This is a genomic window from Paenibacillus septentrionalis, from assembly GCF_042659865.1.
Classification (GTDB): domain Bacteria; phylum Bacillota; class Bacilli; order Paenibacillales; family Paenibacillaceae; genus Pristimantibacillus; species Pristimantibacillus septentrionalis.
In genome coordinates, this window is sequence record NZ_JBHSTE010000003.1 from 295,270 (window position 1) to 315,475 (window position 20,206).

Genomic DNA, 20,206 nt, shown 5'->3' on the forward strand with positions numbered 1-20,206 from the left:
ATCCACTTTCAATAAAGGTTTAAAATGCTCGGCTTTCAGGACCAAGAAGCTTGGACGTTAGTAGAAAACGAGGAGCGCAGCGTAGGTACTTACTACGTGAGCACAGAAGTTTTCGCTAGCGTTCAAGATTCGCCGTCGAATCAGCTGCGAAGCTTACCATCGTCATCAAAGTCGTGCTTTTTAAACTACCTCTTTCAATAAAGGTTTAAAATGCTCGGCTTTCAGGACCAAGAAGCTTGGACGTTAGTAGAAAACGAGGAGCGCAGCGTAGGTACTTACTACGTGAGCACAGAAGTTTTCGCTAGCGTTCAAGATTCGCCGTCGATTCCACTACGAAGCCCGACATCGTCATCAAAGTCGTGCTTTTTAAACTACCTCTCTCTCACTTGAACCAGCCTTTTTCTTTGAACCGCGTTATCGCCTCAATCCGATTGCTAACACCAAGCTTCTCCAAAATCGTTGAGATATAGTTGCGCACAGTTCCCGTAGACAAAAACAGCTCGCTTGCGATCTCCTTTGTGTTTTTGCCGTCTGCAACAAGCCCTAACACCTCTTGCTCACGCTCTGTTAGCGGATTGTCTCCCCCGCTGTATGCCTCATCCATCAGCTCCGAATCATAGATGCGTTTCCCTTCCATGACGCTGCGGATAGAAGTGGCGAGTTCTTCAGATGGACTATCCTTAAGCAGATAACCACATACCCCTGCTTTCATTGCGCGTTCAAAATATCCAGCTCGTGCAAATGTCGTTAAAATAATGACCTTGCAGGAGCTTCCTTTCAATTCTTCAGCCGCTTCCAGTCCACTTTTAATTGGCATCTCGATGTCCATAATACATATATCCGGCTTATGTTCTGCTACTAGCTGGAGTGCCTCTTCGCCATTTGACGCCTTGCCAACAACCTGCATATCATCTTCCAAATCAATCAGTGAAGCCAGTGCGCCGAGCAGCATACGTTGATCCTCTGCAATGACAATATTAATCATGTGATCGACTCCTTCATTGGCTGGCGAACCGCATGAGGTACAGAAATAATAAGGCTTGTACCGGGGTCCCCAGTAATAGTGAGTTTTCCATTTACAAATTCAAGACGCTCTTTCATGCCTCGCAGTCCATTACCACTGCTTCTTTCCATCGCGTCTTCTATACCAATTCCATTATCTTCAATAAGAAGGCTTACTTCATCCGCACTTACTTCGATCGCTATACGACAGCGTGTAGCCTGGCTATGCTTCACAATGTTCGTAACAGCCTCCTTCATGCACATGCAGAGTACATTTTCAGCTAGCAATGCTGTAGACTGCAGCCGAGGATCACCTTCCAGCTCCAGTTCAATCTGAGCAGCTGAAAGCATCTGACGTACATTGTTGACCTCGTCCTCCAAGCTCGTTCCTCGCATTTTTGTTACGAGATCACGAACCTCCTTCAAGGCAGTTCGTGCTGTTTGTCTTATATCCTTAATTTCCTTTTCCGCTTTATCCAGATCCTTATGCAGAAGCTTTCCTGCAAGATCGCTCTTAAGACCAATTAGGGACAGCTTCTGCCCTACCGTATCATGCAAATCACGAGATATCCGCTGTCTCTCCTCAAGCTTGACAAGCTCAGCTATACGTTTGTTTGCGTGCTCAAGTTCTCCTTCAAGCTGATCCTGCTTTTTCTGATTATAAGTATTAAACGGCAGCAGTATTACAACGACAAGGCAGATCAATATGAACGGAAATTGTGTGAAAAAAATTTGTTTTTGTGTGGCCAGACCATAGTTTACCGTAACGAAGGTCGTAATGAGATGTATAATATATAGCGTGTAGAAGCCTGCTTTATTTTTAATATTCCCGATAAAAAAAGCGAGAAATATGGAAAAATATACGTAGCTAAAGACGACGGTCATCACCATTGAGACGATTATTTGTCCACTCGTCCATACGTATACAGGCCAGCCTCTGGACAGAAATGCTAACAAATAACAAACAAAGAAGGCAATAATTAATATCGTTCCTGTCACTACTTCAACGGTCGAAGATTTTCCAAATATAAAATAAAACGGCAGTATGCAAAATACGAGCCATATATACGGTGATAAGCCTGTTCCTTTGTGAAACGTTTGATACCACTTATCCATTGCAACGCTCCTTGCTTTCAATTTACTATAAGTGTATCATAGTCCGACTCTGAAGGGCTCATCTATTCCTTTTTTCCGTTCAGCAAAAGCAAGGCCATGCCATCTAAAAGACCCCAATGTCATAGACATCAGGGCCGCACGTATCAATTAGCTGGCTTCGTTAATCGGATAGCGTTTCCTTAATGCAAGACTTTTGCCTTCCTTGAAGCTGACAAAGCGTCTTGTCTGTTCATCCCATAATGCTAGCTTTAGCGAATGCAGACTTTCTTTAATTCCGATCGTTGTTGCCTTATGAAGCGGCGGTGTTTCGTTATGCGCCTGCTCAAGAAGATAGTTCGGAACCTTCGGACTAAGATGGTGAACATGATGAAAGCCGATGTTTCCTGTTAGCCATTGCAGCAGTTTAGGCAAACGGTAGTAAGAGCTTCCTTCTACAGCTGCGTTTACATAGCTCCATTCTTCGTCATGCTCAAAATAAGAGTCTTCAAATTGATGCTGTACATAAAACAGCCAAATGCCAAGTGCTCCAGCTACGTAGAAGGACGGCAGCTGTATAAGCAACACAGCCTCCCAGCCAACAAGCAGAATGAGAATCGCATACATCGCTACAATAAGCACATTCATCAGGTACGTGTTAAGCTTTTCCTTGCGACGTGCGCCCTTACGATTAAAACGGTACTGGAACGCAAATACAAAGAATGGCCCAAGCACAAACATAACAAACGGATTGCGGTATAAACGATATTGGATTTTTTCGAAAAGAGAAGCCTCTTCATACTCCTCAACGGTCATAATCCATAGATCGCCAACTCCGCGTTTATCCAGATTGCTGCTTGTTGCATGGTGAATGGCGTGCTCGTTTTTCCATTGCAGATAAGGTACATGTGTCAGTACGCCTGTAATGATACCTACAATATCATTTGCACGCTTGCTTTTGAAAAATGAGCCGTGGCAGCAATCGTGAAAGATGATAAACGTGCGAACTACGAACATGCCGGCTGCAATTGCCAGTGGCAATGTGAGCCAGTAGGACACGGATAAGCTAAAATAAGCTGCTACCCAAAGTCCAACTAATGGAATGAATGTATTACATAATTGTTGAATACTTTTTGTGAGTGATGTTTTTTCGAATTTATTCATGCTTTTTCTAAGCTGTTGCTGTCTAGGATCGTTCATATATTCTCTCCCTTAAAGTTCGAGGCTGCCAATGCATTGCAGCTACAACGAAAGTATTGTCTTTATTGTACCCAATAACCAAGTATTGGCGTAAGTCATAAACGTAAGGGAGACAACATGACAGTTGTCATATTGTCTCCCTTTAACTACCATATTGATATTATATATGGATCTTGTTTCCCTTAGATTACCCATTCTCCCTTGCGGAATACAGGGATAACTGTGCCATCCGCCTGAATTCCGTCGATATCCATCTCCGCTGAGCCAATCATGAAATCGTTGTGAGTGATGCTTTCATTCACGCCATGCTTGGCAAGCTCTGCTGGCGACATCGTTTTGCCGCCTTCAATATTGAAGGCATAACCGCTGCCGATAGCCAAGTGGTTTGATGCATTCTCATCAAACAACGTGTTGAAAAACAGTACGCCAGACTGAGAAATTGGCGAACGATGAGGTACAAGCGCCACCTCGCCCAAATAATGCGAGCCTTCATCTATCTCCACCAGCCTCGCAAGAAATTCTTCGCCTTGCTTCGCTTCATATTGAACAATTCGTCCATTCTCGAACGTAATTTTGAATTCATCAATGACATTACCGCCATAGCTTAACGGTTTTGTACTTGAAACATAGCCGTTCGTACCATCACGGAACGGAACAGTGAATACTTCCTCTGTTGGCATATTCGCCATAAATACATGACCTTGCGCATTTTCGCTGCCTGCTGAGACCCATACGTGTCTTTCATCCAGCTCGATTGTAAGATCAGTACCAGGCGCACGGTAATGCAGCTTCTTGAAGCGATAATTGTTAAGCGCTACAGCTTTCTCATGAAGCGTAATATTGTGCTGCTTCCAAGCTTCAACTGGATCAGCTGCATCGAGACGAACCGCCTTGAAAATAGCTTCCCACAACTGTGATACAGCTTCTTCCTCGCTAGAGGCATTCGGGAATACCTTCTTCGCCCAATCTATTCCTGCTGCGGCCACAACGGTCCAGCTTACTTTATCAGATTGGATTGCGCGTCTAAATTCTACCAGCTTAGAGCCAGACGCTTTTTGGAATGCGGCAATACGACTGGAATCAATGCCTTGAAGCAAATCAGGGCTTGAAGATACGAGCGAAATAAACGCTGCATTTTTATCAATAAAGTCCTTGCGCTTGGCTGCCTCCCAATCCGGGAAATCCTGAAATACTTCATCTGCAGCCTTTGTGTATTTTAATCTGGATAAGCGATCATCGATCCAATCCACGTGAACATTGCTTGCTCCTGCTTCGTAGGATTCCTCAGCAATCAAACGTACAAGCTCTGCCTGATCTACTGCACCTGTAATAAAAACTGGCTGTCCTTGCTGAACATTTACTCCAACCTGCACGATTAGCTTTGCATAGCTTTGAAGCTGTTCTTTCCAATTTTTCAACATATGTACATCTCCTTTAAACTCAGATCAATACCTGCTCTGTTAGTATGATCAGTAACTACCAGCTCTATTATAGCATCGTCAGCAGCAGAACACATCTTTGTTCCTACTTGTCCGCTTATTCGTCTTTGTTCAGCTTGAACCGAGTTAACAAATCCTCCAGCTCCGCAGCCTGCTCGCTTAGCTGAGCTACCATTTCCTTCATTTGCTGCACAGAAGTTTGTTGCGTCTGTACATTTTGCTTAATATCCTTTGTTGCTGCAATCGATTCCTCAGACAGCCCCGCCGCTTGCTCTGTTAGCTCATCCAAATTATGAAGACTTGTGCGAATTTGAGAGGAAGTAACCGATAACTGTTGGGACTGCTGCTCGACAGCGACGATTTCATTTCTAATTTGTGTGAAAATATCTGCTGCTGTTGAAACAGTAGTTACGCCCGTAGCTACTTCCTCTGTACTGTGACGAGACGCTTCATTCGCTTGTTCGGTTAGTCCGAGCATTTCACCTATCAACTGCTCAACCTCGTTTGCTGCAGTATCGGATTGATCTGCAAGCTTGCGTACCTCTTGCGCAACGACACTGAAGCCCTTTCCTTGCTCTCCGGCACGAGCTGCTTCTATTGATGCATTAAGTGCAAGCATGCTCGTTTGCGCGGCAATGCTCTTGATCAGGACAACAATATCTTGTATATTTTGCGAGAAGCTTTGCAATGCAGCGAGATCGTCCATTACTCTAACGGATGAGTGCTGTATCGTTTCCATTTGTTTGGCGAGGTCACTCATGGAGGCGTTGCCTGATGCAGATAGCATAGCAGCTTCACTGGCTGACTTCAGCATACGCTGAGAAGTCTCCGTCACATGATCCATACCGACGGAAGCCTCCCTCATCGCTTTTGTTGTTTCGCTTGTTGCCTGATGCTGCACGTTAAATTGCTTATCTGCGAGCTCAATATGTCTCGTTAACTGCTCACCCAAGCTGTCTGTAACAGCAATATTACCCGATAACGTCGTAATGGATTGCTTTAACACGAGCTGACTTGCGGAAAGTTTGGCTAATGTTGATCGCAGCTCAGTGGTCATTGCTCCAAAAGCATGAGTGAGAGCGGTAATTTCTTCGCTCCCCTTGCCGTTAAGTTGAACCGTAAGGTCTCCTTCCTGCACACGCTTTATCGTTTTCAAGAGCGAGCGCAATGGCTTCAGCATCCAGGTGGTCAACAAATAAACGAATAGAATAGATAACAAAACGGTCACAGCAACAATGACAATCGTTTTACTGCGATTGTCTGCCAGCAGCGTATATATAAGCGTCGCATCGAAGTCAGCACCAATAATCCCGATTACTTCTCCTGCATCATTCAGAATCGGTTCGTATGCCGAAACAGTAGCCCCATATGCTTCGCTGTAATCGAGAGCGCCAAGCTGTGATTGCTTGGTGGAGAACGCAAGCATCAAATGCTCATCGACATCCTCCTCAACCTCGCCAATCGCAGAGAAATTCTCATCATGGATATCCATTGAGCTCCCGTCCACTACGTAATAATAATTCCCGTCATTGTTCAAGCTCATCGTGTATAGATATTTTAGTCCATTGCTTTGTTTGATTTGATTAAGTTTAACTTGCAGTTCACTGTAATAGTCGTTCATTTGCAAATTGGATCGAAGTTCTTCATACCGTGCAGGCTCTACTTCACTGGCAGCGGCTAAAGCAATACCCTTAGCTTGATTGCCAATAGCATCAATGACAACTTGCTGTGAGGAAGAGTAAGTCGAATACCCCATAATTAAACCACTAATAAGTAAAATAACCGACAAAAACAAGATCATCCGTGATTGCAGGCTCTTAAACAATGTCAAATCCAACTCCTCCTAAAGTCCTATGTAGTTATTCCCGCATTATATCATGTAATGTTGGATTTTGTTATAACTTGCTGCTATGAAATAAAAAAGACTGAGCTTGGCTACTAGGGTCCAAAGCTCCGTCTTTTAGTGCTGTTATCCAGCATGCAACGTTACATCAATAAATTCATCCAGTCCTCCAGCGTTATCGGACCAAAATAATAAGCAAGATCAATGCTGCTTGAAAGCTCTCGCAAAGCCTGTTCATCATAACGTGCGCCTACAAGCTCCTCAGCAACTTCATTGCGATCACCTCTGCCGAAGAAATCACCGTAGATTGCCGCCTCCTTAATAATACCATCTTGAACATTAAGCCTAACGTCAAATGTTCCCGCACCTTCGATTCGTTTGCGCTGCTGCATATTAAACTCTGGAGAACGACCGTAGTTCCACTCCCAGCTGCGATAGCGCTCATCAGCAAGCTGATAGACCTTCTTCCAATCTTCATCTGTTAGCTTGTACGTTGGAATTTCATCAAGACCTGCGAAAATCGAATGCAAAATCTTCACTCTAAACTGCTCGATTGTCATTGGCTCTTTCAAAAACTCTGTAATGTTTGCAACTCGACTTCGTACTGACTTCGTAGATTTTGAGACATACTTCTCCGCATTGACCTTTAAGGCGCTTGATACATTATCCATTTCAGAGTTAAACAATAATGTACCGTGGCTAATAATTTTGCCGCGAGAATGAAATTGTGCATTTCCCGAAATTTTGCGTTCGCCAACCTGAATGTCATTGCGTCCGCTAAGCTCTGCTTCCACACCTAATTCCTTAAGTGCTGCAACAACAGGCTCGGTGAATTTTTTGAAATTATGAAAAGAAGACCCATCGTCCTTCATAATAAAGCTAAAATTTAGATTGCCCAGATCGTGGTATACTGCACCGCCGCCACTCATTCGGCGTACAACGTGAATACCTTGTTGCTTGACGTATTCCGCATTTATTTCCTCGACCGTGTTTTGATTTTTGCCGATAATAATTGAGGGCTCGTTAATATAGAATAACAAATAATTGTTTTCTGGCAGCTGTCTGAATATATATTCCTCCAGCGCAAGGTTAACCGCTGGATCATGATGCTGTTCATTGCTTACAAATAACATATGTTACCCTCCCTTTACAGTTAATTTAGAAATTATACCCTTTTTGAAACGTGCTTTTCAACTATGCTTCATCATGCCATAATAAGCTAATCATACATTAAACAGGAGGTTGATCATACGCAATATCGTCGATTGGGAAACAGCGGATTAAAGCTCTCAGCTATTGGACTTGGCACGAACGCTTTCGGCAAGCGTGCCGATCGAGAAACATCCATCTCCATTATTCATGCCGCTATTGAGCAAGGGGTAACCTTTATCGATACGGCCAATATCTATGCGGGAACACAATCAGAAACGATTATCGGTGAAGCTCTTAAGGGCAAGCGTGAGCAGGTGATTCTGACGACAAAAGCAGGTCTGCCTGCTGGTCAGGGCGTGTACGATAAAGGCTCCTCTCGCCGTCATCTAACGCAGCAGCTTGATGCAAGCCTCAAGCGACTGCAAACGGATCATGTGGATCTCTTCCAAATCCATACCTTTGATCCTGAAACTCCGCTTGATGAAACGCTTCGCTGTCTAGAGCATTTTATGAGCGCTGGCAAGGTGCGCTATATCGGCTGCTCCAACTATTACGCGTGGGAGCTCATGAAGGCTTTAGGCATCAGCAAGGAGCTCGGCATAAGCAGCTACATCTCCCATCAAACGAGCTATTCGTTAGCCGATCGCACGCCAGAGCGTGAGCTTATTCCACTATGCCTGGATCAAGGCATAGGCATCATTCCATACTTTCCGCTTGCAGGCGGTATTCTGACTGGCAAGTATGCTCAAGGCGTCCCTCAAGGCTCTCGCGCAGAAACCGATCCTAACTTTAATCGATTTTTAACTGACGAAGCTCTTACCCTCAGCAAGCAGGTTGCAGAGCTGGCTAATGAGCTGAACACAACGCCACATGCCTTGTCGATTGCATGGCTGCTGCATCAGCCAGTCGTAAGCAGTGTAATCGTAGGTGCAACACGTGTCTCTCAGCTTGAGCAAAATATGCAGGCACTGGACTTGAAGCTTGATGAGCCTACGTTAAGTAGACTCGATCAAATAAGTGCTGCGTTCAAAGCAAAAGAGCCTTTTGCGATGTACCGAATTTAGTCGTTAGATTGGAACGGGTAAGCCGTTCTAAGAAACAGGAAGAGGGATGTGCATGTATCCACTATATCAGTGGACAGCATCACATCCCTCTTCTTCGCTTACTCCCTCGCGATTTTTCCGGAGCTTACCTAGTCGTCTCCTGAATTCAGTCCTTAGCAGCACACTACTTTTGCAAATCTGCTGGATATACTAGACCAATTTGTTTGCGAACCTCATCCATTATTTCCATCGTTAGACGAGAATTCTGATAAGAATTAATCGGCGATTCTGTTTTGTTCTCTTCAATTAGAGAAACAAAATGCTCGATTTCATAATACATATCATGCTGAATTGTCGGAAGAGATAGATCACGCGAATCGCCAGAGCGCAGCTTTAAGGTGATCTCGCTTGGATCACTAACTCGGTTGAGAATTAACGCCCCTTCCTCACCTTGAATTTCCATTGGCAAATAAGAATTGCTGATTTTTGAATATTGAATCACAGCATCAAATCCATCGTAGCTTAACACGATGCTGCCTTGTCCATCTACACCTGATTCCAGCATCGTTGCAGAGGCAGCAATATGCTTAGGCTTGCCAAACAGCATCACCGCCGGATAGATGCAGTAAACCCCGATATCCATTAATGCGCCATTCGAAAATTCTGGTTTAAACGCATTTAGCACCGTTCCTTGCTTGTATGCATCATATCTTGAAGAGTATTGGCAAAAGCTTGCAAAGTATCGTCTTACAGCACCAATCTCTTGGATATGCTGAGCAGCCTGTCTAAATGCAGGCAGCGTAGTCGACTTCATCGCTTCCATAAATAAGACCTTGTTTGACTTGGCAAGTTCAATCAATTCATCCAGCTCACGCGCATTCGACGTTACTGGCTTTTCACATAGCACATGAATGCCTCTAGCGAGCGCCAGCTTGGCATAATAGGCGTGCAGATTGGTCGGCGATGCCACGTATAAGGCATGAATAAGCCCGCTATCCAGCATCTCCTCAACGTTCGTATAGCAATGCGGAATATGATGCTTCTCAGCAAATGCCTGCGCTGTTTCCATAGAGCGCGAGCAGATTGCAGCCACTTTAAAATTGGTCAGCATAGAGCCTGCTGCTATAAAACGATCACTAATGAAGTTTGTTCCGATCATCCCAAACGATACCATAGATATTCCCTCCTGAAGCTCAAGCTATTGCTGTTTTTGCAGCTGCTTCCAAACTGCTTTATTGCTGTAAGTTTTGTTGAAGCTTATTTCTTCTCCAAACCAGCTTGGCGGTACAAAGGAATCCGCTTCCTCCATAGTGGAAAACTCCACTTCAACGACAATAAAATCGACTTGATCATAGATATCAATTTCAACTATCATCTCACCGTAAGCAGCCGTTAAACGATTTTTCGTTAGAGGAATGTAGCCAAATGCCTCTACTACCTGGTCGTAGATCACCTTTGTAATGCTGTACTCCACTTCTTCTCGTGCGAGACCAACACCATTTTTAAATGTATGTGTATATTCATATTCGCCAGTTGCCAAGTCCTGAATGCGACGTACTCGCAATTCCTGATCTGTGTCCATCGCGATATAGGTCTGTTCAATACGCTGCTCAGATTTCAGTGAAATTGTGCCTTCCTCGATCAACTGCTGCGGTGAAACCTTCAATAAATACTTCCGTTCAATTTCCAATGCCATGATCGTATGCCTCCACTCGTTCAATTCCTTTCTACAAGCTATCAGAATATAAGATGTTGTGCAAGTGTTAGCTAATCATCCACTGCCATTCTTGATCGGACATGATACAATAGGAACAAGAGGATTAGCTAGAAGGGAGTTAGGGAATGGATATTACATTAATTAAGCTGTCGCTTATTGATGAGGATAAGGATCAGCCAAGGTACCAATTTAACCAGGAAGCACTAGAGGAGCTGGCCAGCAGCATACAAGAAATTGGCTTGCTGTCGCCAATTAAAGTGCGAGATATGGGAAATGGACGCTACAAAATTATATATGGAAATCGTCGTTACAAAGCATCACAGATGATCGGACTTGACTCCATTCCTTGCATTGTTTCCACGGCTACAGATGAAATGGACATCTATTTTGAACAAATCGCTGAAAACTTGAATCGCGAAGACTTCTCGCCTATTGAGGAAGCAGAGGCTTTTAACAAGCTGATGAATGATGATCGCTTCCGCAGCTCAATAAAGCTGTTATCCAGCAAGCTTGGAAAGCCTGAAGCATACATAAAAAATAAGCTAGAGCTGCTCAAGTTCAGCAATGCGGTTAAAAAGCTCATCGTTAGCGGCACACAGATCCGCAAGGATTGTCTGACAGAGGATCAGCTTATGCCGCTCAAGGACCTGCCTATGGAATATCGCGATACATTAGCTCTAACGGCAGCGCGAGATGAGCTACCTGTCAGCGATGTCAAAAAAATTGCAAAGCTGTTCAAGGACAAGTCCATCTCAGATGCGACAAAGGAAAAGCTGCTGCTGAAAAATGGTAGTGGACTTATCGAGACATGGTCCGTTTTCGAACAGAACCGTAAAGAAAAGCTCGCTCGCGAAAAGCAACGTCAGGAACAGGCCCAGCTTGCCGAGCAGCGAAAGGCTGAGGAGCAAGCACAAGTTGAGACCGAGTCTTCAGCATCAGGCTCACAGGCTCAAATGCCGGTACGAACTGATGAGCAAGCATTTGCAGCCGCAGCTTCTCCCGCTGCTACCGCTACAATAGCTGCGCCTAGCAACCAGGAAGCAAAAGAGCCTGAAGCTCAGATGCGGCAGGTTGATTCTGCAGCTAGCCTAGTACTCGATAAAGCAAGCTATAGTTTAACATTGGATCAGGCTTTAGCTGAAGCGGATATGCTGCTTGAACTTATTCAAGCAGGCACCATGCAGCAGTTGGACAGTAGCGAGCAGCTTGCCAACGATATGCTTATTAAGCTTCAGCAGCTGCAGGAGCTCTGGCGCTCGATCATGCGAGCAAGCCAAGCTTAACCTATTAATATAACAAATACGAAAAACCTCGTTCGTCATGTCGATGAAGAACGAGGTTTTTATTTTAATATATGTTCAGCTATGTTTTTACTATGGTCTCCGATACGCTCCAGGTTGCTCAGCAGATCGAGAAATATAGCTCCTGCATTGCCACGACATTGATTTTCGTTCAGACGCTTAAAGTGTCCTGTTCGGAATTCAACCTCCATTCGATCCATGTCTGCCTCTCTACCAAGCACATCTGCAGCCGCTGAGCGATCATGCTGCTCCAGCGCATACAAAGCACGACCAACTATCCAATCGGCGGCATCGATCATTTCATGCAGCTGGTTCGTTGCCACATCTGAGAACTGAACACGATTGCGAACACAATAATCAGCAAGCTCCACAATATTTTCAGCGTGATCACCAATACGCTCAATATCATTAACGATTTGCAGCAGTCCTGTCAGTTTTTTTGACTCTCCCGCTGTTAGATCATGCTGATGGATCTTAACCATATAATTCGTTATGAGACGATCCAGCTCGTTAACTAATGCTTCTTTCTTTAATGCCAAATTAGCTGATCGACTGTCATACTCGAAAAAATATTTGGATGCATGCGTTAACGTCTCTCTTGCAATGCCACCCATTCGAAGCGTCTCATTTTTTGCCTGACCCAAAGCAACACTTGGGGTAGCTAAAAAACGCTTATCTAAAAACTGTGCACCAAACTGAACCTCTGCTGTCGTTTCATGGGTTTGAATTACAATCTGTGCAAAACGAAGCAGCATAGGTACGAGTACTAGACACAAAATGCCTGTTACCAACTGAAATACGCCATGCGTAATCGCAATTAGCATTTTCATATTCATCGCTTGTCCGAGCCAGATGCACAGATTCATTAACGGACGCTGCAACATAAAAAACAAGCAGGTGCCTAGCAAGTAATAGATAACGTTAATAAAAACGACTCGCTTTGCTTTTATGCTTGCCCCAATTACCGCGATACATGCAATAATCGCTGCACCGAGATTACTGCCAAGCAGAATCGGAATCGTACCTTGATAGTCGATCAATCCACCGTTGGCAATGGTTTGCAGCACTCCAATAGCTGCATTAGAGCTGGTGAGCAACAAGCTTAGCACAATCCCTGCAAGCAATCCCAATGTTGGCTCGTCAGATATATTCAATAAAAATTGGGTAATTTGATCAGTCGAACTCTGCATACCGTCACGAATCAGTGATAAGCCAAGGAATAACATACCAAAGCCCATAATAATCTGGCCAATATATTGAAGACGTTTATAATACTGAAACAAGAGCAAAAAAACACCGACTGCAACAATAGGAAATGCATAATCCTCTATTCGGATCCCAACAATAAATGCAGTAAATATTGTGCCAATATTCGCTCCGATCAATACATAGACGGCTTGCCTAATACTCAAAATGCTGGCATTCATAAACCCAATTAATAAAATGACCGCTCCAGTTGCATTTTGAAACAGCATCGTAACAAAAATCCCTACAACTACTCCAAATATTGGATGAACGGTATACTCAGCTAACAGGTGACGAATCCGATCCCCCGCAACTTTTTGCAGTCCTTCGGACATATATTTGATGCCGAATAGAAAGATCGCTATTCCGCCTACAAGATGAAAAATCAAATCTTGTGATCCCACTTTCCCCTCCATAACACCTAGCACTAAGTCACACTGTAATGCCTGCAGTGAATTTGTAACACAACTGAAATATTTCTTTCATTTGTCCTTAATATTATTTGTCTATACTTCTAAGTGACCCCCTTTTTAATGATATATAAATTGTTGAAGACCCTCAGCCCGTTGCTGTGGGTCCCTTTTTTTATATCGGGTTATGAAGTCGAGGTTGCTTGCTCAAACCAATCCCAATATAACCCAACCTGTTCAGGCTTATGGGCATCTGATCCGTATACAACAGGAATGTCAAGCTCTATGCATCGCTTAATAAACCATTGCGGTACATATTCCTGCTCGCAGCTTGCCACACGAAAGCCTGCAATGTTTACATCCACACCAACCCCGTGCTTCTGCAATAATGGCAGCAGTCCTTCAAGACGAATTTGAAACTGCTTTTCATTAAAGGTCGGGAGATGCTTTTGAAATTTTCTAATTAAATTAATGTGCCCGATTCGCGTACGCATCGGCAATCTTCCAGCCTGTTCAATCGCCAACTCAACATGATCAAAATACAAATCGACAAGCACATCTATAGAATCGTAGTAACGAAGCAGATTGCTCTTAAAATCGTCCGCGGTAAAATCGATACAATAGTTGCCATCCTCTCCAGGCAAAAAATGTACTGAGTATACGACATCCTCCAGTACATGTCCCCAAGCAGTAACAAGCTTATCGGTATATTCCTGGTTATCATGCAAATAATCCAGCTCTAAGCCGACTGTTATCTCAATCTGACCCTCATACCTTTTCTTTAGCTTTAACACATAGTCCATATAGTCATTCAGCTCATGCTCTGGCATCCCTAGTTCATCAAATAAGCGTTTATCATTCACCCAGCCTGTCGGCAGCGGTGGATGCTCTGTTACGGAATAACGCTGAAAGCCCTGTGCAATCGCCTGTTCAATATATTGTTCTAGAGGCGCATCGCTGCCATGATAACAAAATTGTGTATGGGTATGACCATCCCATTTCAGCATCGTATTCTCCACCTTATCCCAAGTATACATTCAATTTATTGTACCACATCTATGACATATCGTGACCACTTGCTTGCTTCGTTGATATCAATTGCTTTTAAGATTCCATCACAAATAAACACACCTCATCGACAGACACAGGTCTGCATCAACGGGGTGTGTTATACATGTTATTTAGATCGCAAATTGTATGCCAATACCGAACGGATCCTTCGTAATGTAGCCCGCTTCATTAGGCTGAACTGCATACCCTTCATTCCTCAAACGTTCAACTACTGTCGCAAGCTCGTCTGGATTAGCCAATCGAATCGTATAGTAATCAATTCCTGTAGCATGTTCCGGCAAAGGCTTACCCCCTCTACCATTCCATATATTTAAGCCGATATGATGGTGATAACGACCAGCTCCAACAAACAATGCACCGTTAGCAGACCAGTCAGATTCAAGCGAAAACCCAAGCAGCTTGCAGTAATATAGATATGCTTTATCTAGATCTGATACGTGAAGATGGATATGTCCCATCACTGTGCCTTCATCTAACCCCTGGAACGGCACTTGCTCTGCCTCAGCTAAGATGCCTTCCCAATCTATAGGATCAGATGCCATCCTTACTTGATCGTTCTGGTCGTAATTCCATTCGGATCGAGGTCTATCGCGGTATATTTCAATACCGTTATGGTCAGGGTCTGATAAATATAAAGCTTCGCTCACTAAATGATCTGCTTGTCCTATCGCAATTTTAGAGTGTATTAAATGCTTGAGTATGTTCCCAAGCGCTTTTCTGCTTGGAACTAAAAGCGCAAAATGATACAGTCCAGTGTGTCCACGATGACTACCAGTATAGGGAGTATTGATTTGCTCCAATTCAAGCAAAGTATCGTTTCCATTAGCCGATAAGCTTGCAGTTACTGTAGTCCTGCGAGTGGTTTTCAAGCCGATTACCCGCTCGTAAAAAGCAATTGAATCCTCGATATTTGACACCTTAAGCTTAACAATACCAAGAGAGGTCTCCGGGTTTAACTGGTATGTCATATCACTAACCTCCATATTTTTTGTAACTTACTTTTTGTAAGTTGATTTTAGCGTTAACTTTTCTTCTTGTCAATTCATCAATCTTACCAATACATAATGTGGAAGCTTACTCTTGTACAATAAAAAACAACGAATACTCCTTTTAGCTGATGTTTATAAAAATAAGTACAACTCATACCATAACAAGTATCTATATAATTCGCGGATTAATGCGCATTAATGCTAATTAAAATATAATTTCTTTGTTAAATTCTATTATTTTAAGAAAATAGTGATTGTTTATAGTATATTCACACAATCCAAATGAGATTCAAGCTCGTATGATGTAGAAGTTCTAAGGAGGTGTTAAGCATTGGATAATTTATCCAACAACAATCAAAACCTTCCTTCTTCCGAGAAGGAAGTAGAGATCAGCGGAATTCGTCCTGTTGGACGTCGCGGCCCTACTGGACCTACTGGACCTACTGGACCGACTGGCCCTACTGGACCTACTGGACCGACTGGACCTTCAGGCCCTCCAGGAGAAATCATTCCTGGCACTTCACTATTTACTGTTGTTGACCCGAATAGCCAAACCGCAGAAGTTGCGGTAGGTGACCAATTAATCTTCCAATCCTCTAGTCTTTATATCGGGGTAACACAAGGGTCTGCCATTGTAACCATTGATCTTGATGAGGATCAAATCGGCGCTACTGGGGCCACGGGTGCTACTGGGGCCACAGGTGCTACCGGTGACACCGGCGCTACTGGTGCTACCGGCGCTACCGGCGCTACCGGTGACACCGGCGCTACTGGTGCTACCGGCGCTACCGGCGCTACCGGTGACACCGGCGCTACTGGGGCTACCGGCGCTACCGGCGCTACCGGACCGATTGGACCAACTGGGCCTTCTGGAATTGACGGTACAACGCCTTTATTTACAGTTATTAATCCTGAAAGCGGAGAATCTGCAGTTCTAAGATTCGGTGATCCATTCACAATCTCTTCTAATACACTCGATGTTTCGATAACTCAAGGATCAGTCAATTTACAACTTGAAGTAGCTGAAGAAATTGGGCTTACAGGACCTACTGGGGCTACTGGCGCTACTGGGGCGACTGGTGCTACTGGTGACACTGGACCAACTGGTGACACGGGCGCTACTGGGGCGACTGGTGACACTGGACCAACTGGACCAACTGGCGCTACTGGTGCTACGGGCGACACGGGTGCTACTGGTGACACAGGTGCTACCGGCGCCACAGGCGACACGGGTGCTACTGGTGCTACGGGCGACACTGGCGCTACCGGCGCTACCGGCGACACGGGTGCTACTGGTGACACAGGTGCTACGGGCGACACGGGACCTACTGGTGCTACGGGCGACACGGGTGCTACTGGTGCTAATGGTGACACGGGTGCTACTGGGGCTACCGGCGCTACCGGCGACACTGGCGCTACTGGCGCTACGGGCGACACGGGCGCTACTGGGGCGACTGGTGCTACCGGCGACACGGGGCCTACTGGGGCTACTGGGGCGACTGGTGCTACTGGTGACACGGGTGCTACTGGTGCTACTGGGGCGACTGGTGCTACCGGCGACACGGGGCCTACTGGTGCTACGGGCGACACGGGTGCTACCGGTGCTACTGGCGACACAGGTGCTACCGGCGCTACTGGCGACACAGGTGCTACCGGCGCTACTGGCGACACAGGTGCTACCGGCGCTACTGGTGACACGGGTGCTACCGGCGCTACTGGTGACACGGGTGCTACCGGCGCTACCGGTGACACGGGTGCTACCGGCGCTACCGGCGACACGGGCGCTACTGGTGCTACCGGTGCTACTGGTGACACGGGCGCTACTGGTGCGACTGGTGCTACTGGTGCTACTGGTGACACTGGTGCTACTGGTGACACGGGCGCTACTGGTGCGACTGGTGCTACTGGTGCTACTGGTGACACTGGTGCTACTGGTGACACTGGTGCTACCGGTGCTACTGGCGACACAGGTGCTACCGGTGCTACCGGTGCTACTGGTGACACGGGCGCTACTGGTGCTACTGGTGCTACTGGTGCTACTGGTGCTACCGGCGCTACTGGCGACACAGGTGCTACCGGCGCTACTGGTGACACGGGTGCTACCGGCGCTACGGGCGACACTGGCGCTACTGGCGACACGGGCGCTACTGGCGCAACAGGCGACACGGGTGCTACCGGTGCTACTGGTGACACGGGACCAACTGGACCGACTGGTGAAACTGGACCTCCAGGGGAATCTATTACTTTAACAATTGGAACAGTAACAACAGGTGCTCCCGGAACTGAAGCAGAAGCAACTATAACAGGAACACCTCCTAATCTAGTACTAAACCTCGTAATTCCTCAAGGACCAACGGGACCGACTGGACCATAATTACGATTTTAATATTATCTAGGTCATAAACTAAAAGCATCAAATTACACAAGGAATTCCTCTGTGTAGTTTGATGCTTTATTCAATAAAATATCAACAAATCATTCGATTATATATAGCCTTCTCTTAAAGTTTAGAAACTGTGGAATTAACGTCGTTTAGTATTACAACAATAGCTAACACACAATACTTAAATAATTGTATTCCAGCACATACCTTTTGAATTAATATTCCATATATTATAAGAGTTTTAAAGGAGGTGTTATATATTGGATAATTTGTCTGAAAGTGAACAAAGCAAGTTTCGAACTGAAACTGAAGTAACTATTAGTGGAATACACCCAATTGGTCGTCGAGGTCCAACTGGACCGACTGGACCAACGGGACCGACTGGACCAATTGGACCAACTGGGCCATCCGTAGGAACTACGGGAGCTACTGGGGCTACCGGGGCAGCAGGGGCTACTGGAGCAACGGGGCCAACTGGACCAACGGGACCAACTGGGCCGACCGGAATTGCTGGTAGCACAGGGGCAACAGGCACTGCGGGCGTGACTGGCGACACTGGCGCGACGGGTGCAACGGGTGCAACGGGTGCAACGGGTGCAACGGGACCAACGGGACCGACTGGACCAACCGGAATTGCTGGTAGTACAGGGGCAACAGGCATTGCGGGCGCGACGGGTGACACTGGGGCGACTGGCGCTACGGGTGACACTGGGGCGACGGGTGATACTGGGCCAACTGGGCCGACTGGACCGTCGGGCGCTACTGGCGACACTGGCGCGACGGGTGCAACGGGCGCTACTGGGGCGACAGGCGCTACTGGCGCAACGGGCGCTACTGGCGCAACGGGCGCTACTGGCGCAACGGGCGCTACTGGACTATCAAGCTTCCTAACTGCATGGAGACAATTTCCAAGCACTGGAACAGATGAAATTCCTGCAGACACAGCAGTAACGTATACAAACGGTTTTTCAGTTGGAACTGCCTTCTCTCCTTTTACGCCACCATCGGACACTATTACAATACTTGAGCCTGGTTTTTATCAAGTTCTTTTTTCTGTGCACAATCAAGGAAACGCACAAGGCTTTGATCTCGAGCTAAATGGAACGCCAGTTACGCTTACCCCGTTTACTGGGAATGGAGGAGGACCTACTACAGCAGAAATTATTATCCAAGTAACGACTGTTCCGAGCACTCTTCAAGTCGTAAACAGCGATGACGTTGACGTTCAATTACACAATGAAACAAATGCATCCATTACTGTTCTCAAACTTGGCTAATTTCTCTATATTTTCATTGTACTTCAAAGTACTAGGCTGCTCTAATCTAGTATTAAAAGTTTAAGTCGCTAAAAATACCAGTTACACTGTAACTGGTATTTTTGATATAAAAGCAATAGACGCTGTCTTTGCAATCTCCTCAACCAATCAACTCTATTATTTTGTAAATTTAGGAGAATTTATAGCAAAACGCACATGCACTTTGAACTTTAAGCTCGTATGATATAGAAGTTAAGGAGGTGTTAAATATTGGTTAAAAAGCTAAAAAACAAGCAAGACTTTTCGCATCTTAATAAGGACGCCACAATAAGTGGAATACAGCCTATTGGGCGTCGCGGTCCAACCGGACCTACGGGACCTACTGGGCCTACTGGTGCTACTGGTGCGACTGGTGCTACTGGCGCTACTGGCGCTACTGGTGCTACTGGTGCTACTGGTGCTACTGGACCTTCAGGAGCTCCGGGAGGAGTTATTCCTGGCACTCTGCTATTTACAGTTGTAGACCCGAATAATCAAACTGCAGAAGTTGCAGCAGGGGATCAATTGATCTTCCAGTCATCTAGTCTTTACATTGGGGTAACACAAGGGTCTGCCATTGTAACGATTGATCTTGATGAAGATCAAGTTGGTCCTACTGGTGCTACTGGTGCTACTGGTGCTACAGGCGACACGGGGCCGACTGGCGCGACGGGCGATACTGGCGCTACAGGCGACACGGGGCCGACTGGCGTGACGGGCGATACTGGCGCTACAGGCGACACGGGGCCGACTGGTGCTACCGGCGATGCAGGTCCGACTGGCGCTACAGGCGACACGGGGCCGACTGGCGCGACGGGCGATACTGGTCCTACTGGCGCTACCGGTGACACGGGGCCGACTGGCGCTACCGGTGACACGGGGCCGACTGGCCCGACGGGCGATACTGGTCCTACTGGCGCTACCGGCGATGCAGGTCCGACTGGCGCTACAGGCGATGCAGGGCCGACTGGCGCTACAGGCGACACGGGGCCGACTGGCCCGACGGGCGATACTGGTCCTACTG

General features: G+C 46.0%; 15 protein-coding genes and 1 pseudogene. 5 read left to right on the plus strand and 11 right to left on the minus strand.

What is annotated here, in order from left to right; all coding sequences use genetic code 11:
• Positions 1 to 382 precede the first annotated feature (382 nt).
• The 6 genes from ACFP56_RS09665 to ACFP56_RS09690 all read right to left on the minus strand — a co-directional run bounded on the left by ACFP56_RS09665 (position 383) and on the right by ACFP56_RS09690 (position 7,709).
• Positions 383 to 985: a response regulator gene (locus ACFP56_RS09665; RefSeq protein WP_379233793.1), complete on the minus strand. Its 603-nt coding sequence runs from the start codon at positions 983 to 985 to the stop codon at positions 383 to 385.
• A complete protein-coding gene (locus tag ACFP56_RS09670) occupies positions 982 to 2,118 on the minus strand; it encodes a sensor histidine kinase (protein ID WP_379233795.1) in 1,137 nt (378 codons plus the stop codon). The genes ACFP56_RS09665 and ACFP56_RS09670 overlap by 4 nt, the downstream gene beginning before the upstream one ends.
• Positions 2,119 to 2,265: 147 nt before the next feature.
• Positions 2,266 to 3,294, minus strand: a complete 1,029-nt coding sequence (locus ACFP56_RS09675) for a fatty acid desaturase (RefSeq protein ID WP_379233797.1) — start codon at positions 3,292 to 3,294, stop codon at positions 2,266 to 2,268.
• A gap of 182 nt (positions 3,295 to 3,476) precedes the next feature.
• On the minus strand, positions 3,477 to 4,712 hold the full coding sequence (locus ACFP56_RS09680; protein ID WP_379234655.1) for an aminopeptidase: 1,236 nt from the start codon (positions 4,710 to 4,712) through the stop codon (positions 3,477 to 3,479).
• A 118-nt stretch (positions 4,713 to 4,830) separates the two neighbouring features.
• Positions 4,831 to 6,564, minus strand: coding sequence for a methyl-accepting chemotaxis protein (locus tag ACFP56_RS09685; RefSeq protein ID WP_379233799.1), 1,734 nt, complete (start codon positions 6,562 to 6,564; stop codon positions 4,831 to 4,833).
• A 155-nt stretch (positions 6,565 to 6,719) separates the two neighbouring features.
• Positions 6,720 to 7,709: a lipoate--protein ligase gene (locus tag ACFP56_RS09690; protein WP_379233801.1), complete on the minus strand. Its 990-nt coding sequence runs from the start codon at positions 7,707 to 7,709 to the stop codon at positions 6,720 to 6,722.
• Between the two features lie 132 nt (positions 7,710 to 7,841).
• On the opposite strand from ACFP56_RS09690, the gene ACFP56_RS09695 reads away from it, so the two are divergent.
• On the plus strand, positions 7,842 to 8,792 hold the full coding sequence (locus ACFP56_RS09695; RefSeq protein WP_379233803.1) for an aldo/keto reductase: 951 nt from the start codon (positions 7,842 to 7,844) through the stop codon (positions 8,790 to 8,792).
• 163 nt (positions 8,793 to 8,955) lie between these two features.
• On the opposite strand, the gene ACFP56_RS09700 is transcribed toward ACFP56_RS09695, so the two are convergent.
• Positions 8,956 to 9,945, minus strand: coding sequence for a Gfo/Idh/MocA family protein (locus ACFP56_RS09700; protein WP_379233805.1), 990 nt, complete (start codon positions 9,943 to 9,945; stop codon positions 8,956 to 8,958).
• A 24-nt stretch (positions 9,946 to 9,969) separates the two neighbouring features.
• On the minus strand, positions 9,970 to 10,467 hold the full coding sequence (locus tag ACFP56_RS09705) for a CYTH domain-containing protein (protein ID WP_379233807.1): 498 nt from the start codon (positions 10,465 to 10,467) through the stop codon (positions 9,970 to 9,972).
• 146 nt (positions 10,468 to 10,613) lie between these two features.
• Here ACFP56_RS09705 and ACFP56_RS09710 point away from each other — a divergent pair, with 146 nt between their 5' ends.
• Positions 10,614 to 11,771 carry a ParB/RepB/Spo0J family partition protein gene (locus ACFP56_RS09710; protein WP_379233809.1) on the plus strand — a complete coding sequence of 386 codons (1,158 nt, stop codon included), beginning with the start codon at positions 10,614 to 10,616 and terminating at the stop codon, positions 11,769 to 11,771.
• A 59-nt stretch (positions 11,772 to 11,830) separates the two neighbouring features.
• On the opposite strand, the gene ACFP56_RS09715 is transcribed toward ACFP56_RS09710, so the two are convergent.
• The 3 genes from ACFP56_RS09715 to ACFP56_RS09725 all read right to left on the minus strand — a co-directional run bounded on the left by ACFP56_RS09715 (position 11,831) and on the right by ACFP56_RS09725 (position 15,483).
• On the minus strand, positions 11,831 to 13,438 hold the full coding sequence (locus tag ACFP56_RS09715; protein ID WP_379233811.1) for a Na/Pi cotransporter family protein: 1,608 nt from the start codon (positions 13,436 to 13,438) through the stop codon (positions 11,831 to 11,833).
• A 191-nt stretch (positions 13,439 to 13,629) separates the two neighbouring features.
• A complete protein-coding gene (gene hisJ, locus ACFP56_RS09720; protein ID WP_379233813.1) occupies positions 13,630 to 14,451 on the minus strand; it encodes a histidinol-phosphatase HisJ in 822 nt (273 codons plus the stop codon).
• Positions 14,452 to 14,625: 174 nt separating this feature from the next.
• Positions 14,626 to 15,483, minus strand: a complete 858-nt coding sequence (locus ACFP56_RS09725; protein ID WP_379233815.1) for a VOC family protein — start codon at positions 15,481 to 15,483, stop codon at positions 14,626 to 14,628.
• Positions 15,484 to 15,835: 352 nt separating this feature from the next.
• On the opposite strand from ACFP56_RS09725, the gene ACFP56_RS09730 reads away from it, so the two are divergent.
• From ACFP56_RS09730 to ACFP56_RS09740, 3 genes and pseudogenes are all read left to right on the plus strand, one after another.
• Positions 15,836 to 17,878, plus strand: coding sequence for a collagen-like protein (locus ACFP56_RS09730; RefSeq protein ID WP_379233817.1), 2,043 nt, complete (start codon positions 15,836 to 15,838; stop codon positions 17,876 to 17,878).
• A 269-nt stretch (positions 17,879 to 18,147) separates the two neighbouring features.
• Positions 18,148 to 19,164 carry a collagen-like triple helix repeat-containing protein gene (locus ACFP56_RS09735; RefSeq protein WP_379233818.1) on the plus strand — a complete coding sequence of 339 codons (1,017 nt, stop codon included), beginning with the start codon at positions 18,148 to 18,150 and terminating at the stop codon, positions 19,162 to 19,164.
• A gap of 249 nt (positions 19,165 to 19,413) precedes the next feature.
• Positions 19,414 to 20,206 (plus strand): annotated as a pseudogene (locus tag ACFP56_RS09740) (hypothetical protein); the annotation flags it as partial.

What these genes read in the sequence shown, in the direction of transcription:
- ACFP56_RS09665 (WP_379233793.1), bottom strand. Translation starts at nt 985, where the DNA reads ATGATTAATATTGTCATTGCAGAGGATCAACGTATGCTGCTCGGCGCA.
- ACFP56_RS09670 (WP_379233795.1), bottom strand. Translation starts at nt 2,118, where the DNA reads ATGGATAAGTGGTATCAAACGTTTCACAAAGGAACAGGCTTATCACCG.
- ACFP56_RS09675 (WP_379233797.1), bottom strand. Translation starts at nt 3,294, where the DNA reads ATGAACGATCCTAGACAGCAACAGCTTAGAAAAAGCATGAATAAATTC.
- ACFP56_RS09690 (WP_379233801.1), bottom strand. Translation starts at nt 7,709, where the DNA reads ATGTTATTTGTAAGCAATGAACAGCATCATGATCCAGCGGTTAACCTT.
- ACFP56_RS09700 (WP_379233805.1), bottom strand. Translation starts at nt 9,945, where the DNA reads ATGGTATCGTTTGGGATGATCGGAACAAACTTCATTAGTGATCGTTTT.
- ACFP56_RS09705 (WP_379233807.1), bottom strand. Translation starts at nt 10,467, where the DNA reads ATGGCATTGGAAATTGAACGGAAGTATTTATTGAAGGTTTCACCGCAG.
- ACFP56_RS09710 (WP_379233809.1), top strand. Translation starts at nt 10,614, where the DNA reads ATGGATATTACATTAATTAAGCTGTCGCTTATTGATGAGGATAAGGAT.
- hisJ (WP_379233813.1), bottom strand. Translation starts at nt 14,451, where the DNA reads ATGCTGAAATGGGATGGTCATACCCATACACAATTTTGTTATCATGGC.
- ACFP56_RS09725 (WP_379233815.1), bottom strand. Translation starts at nt 15,483, where the DNA reads ATGACATACCAGTTAAACCCGGAGACCTCTCTTGGTATTGTTAAGCTT.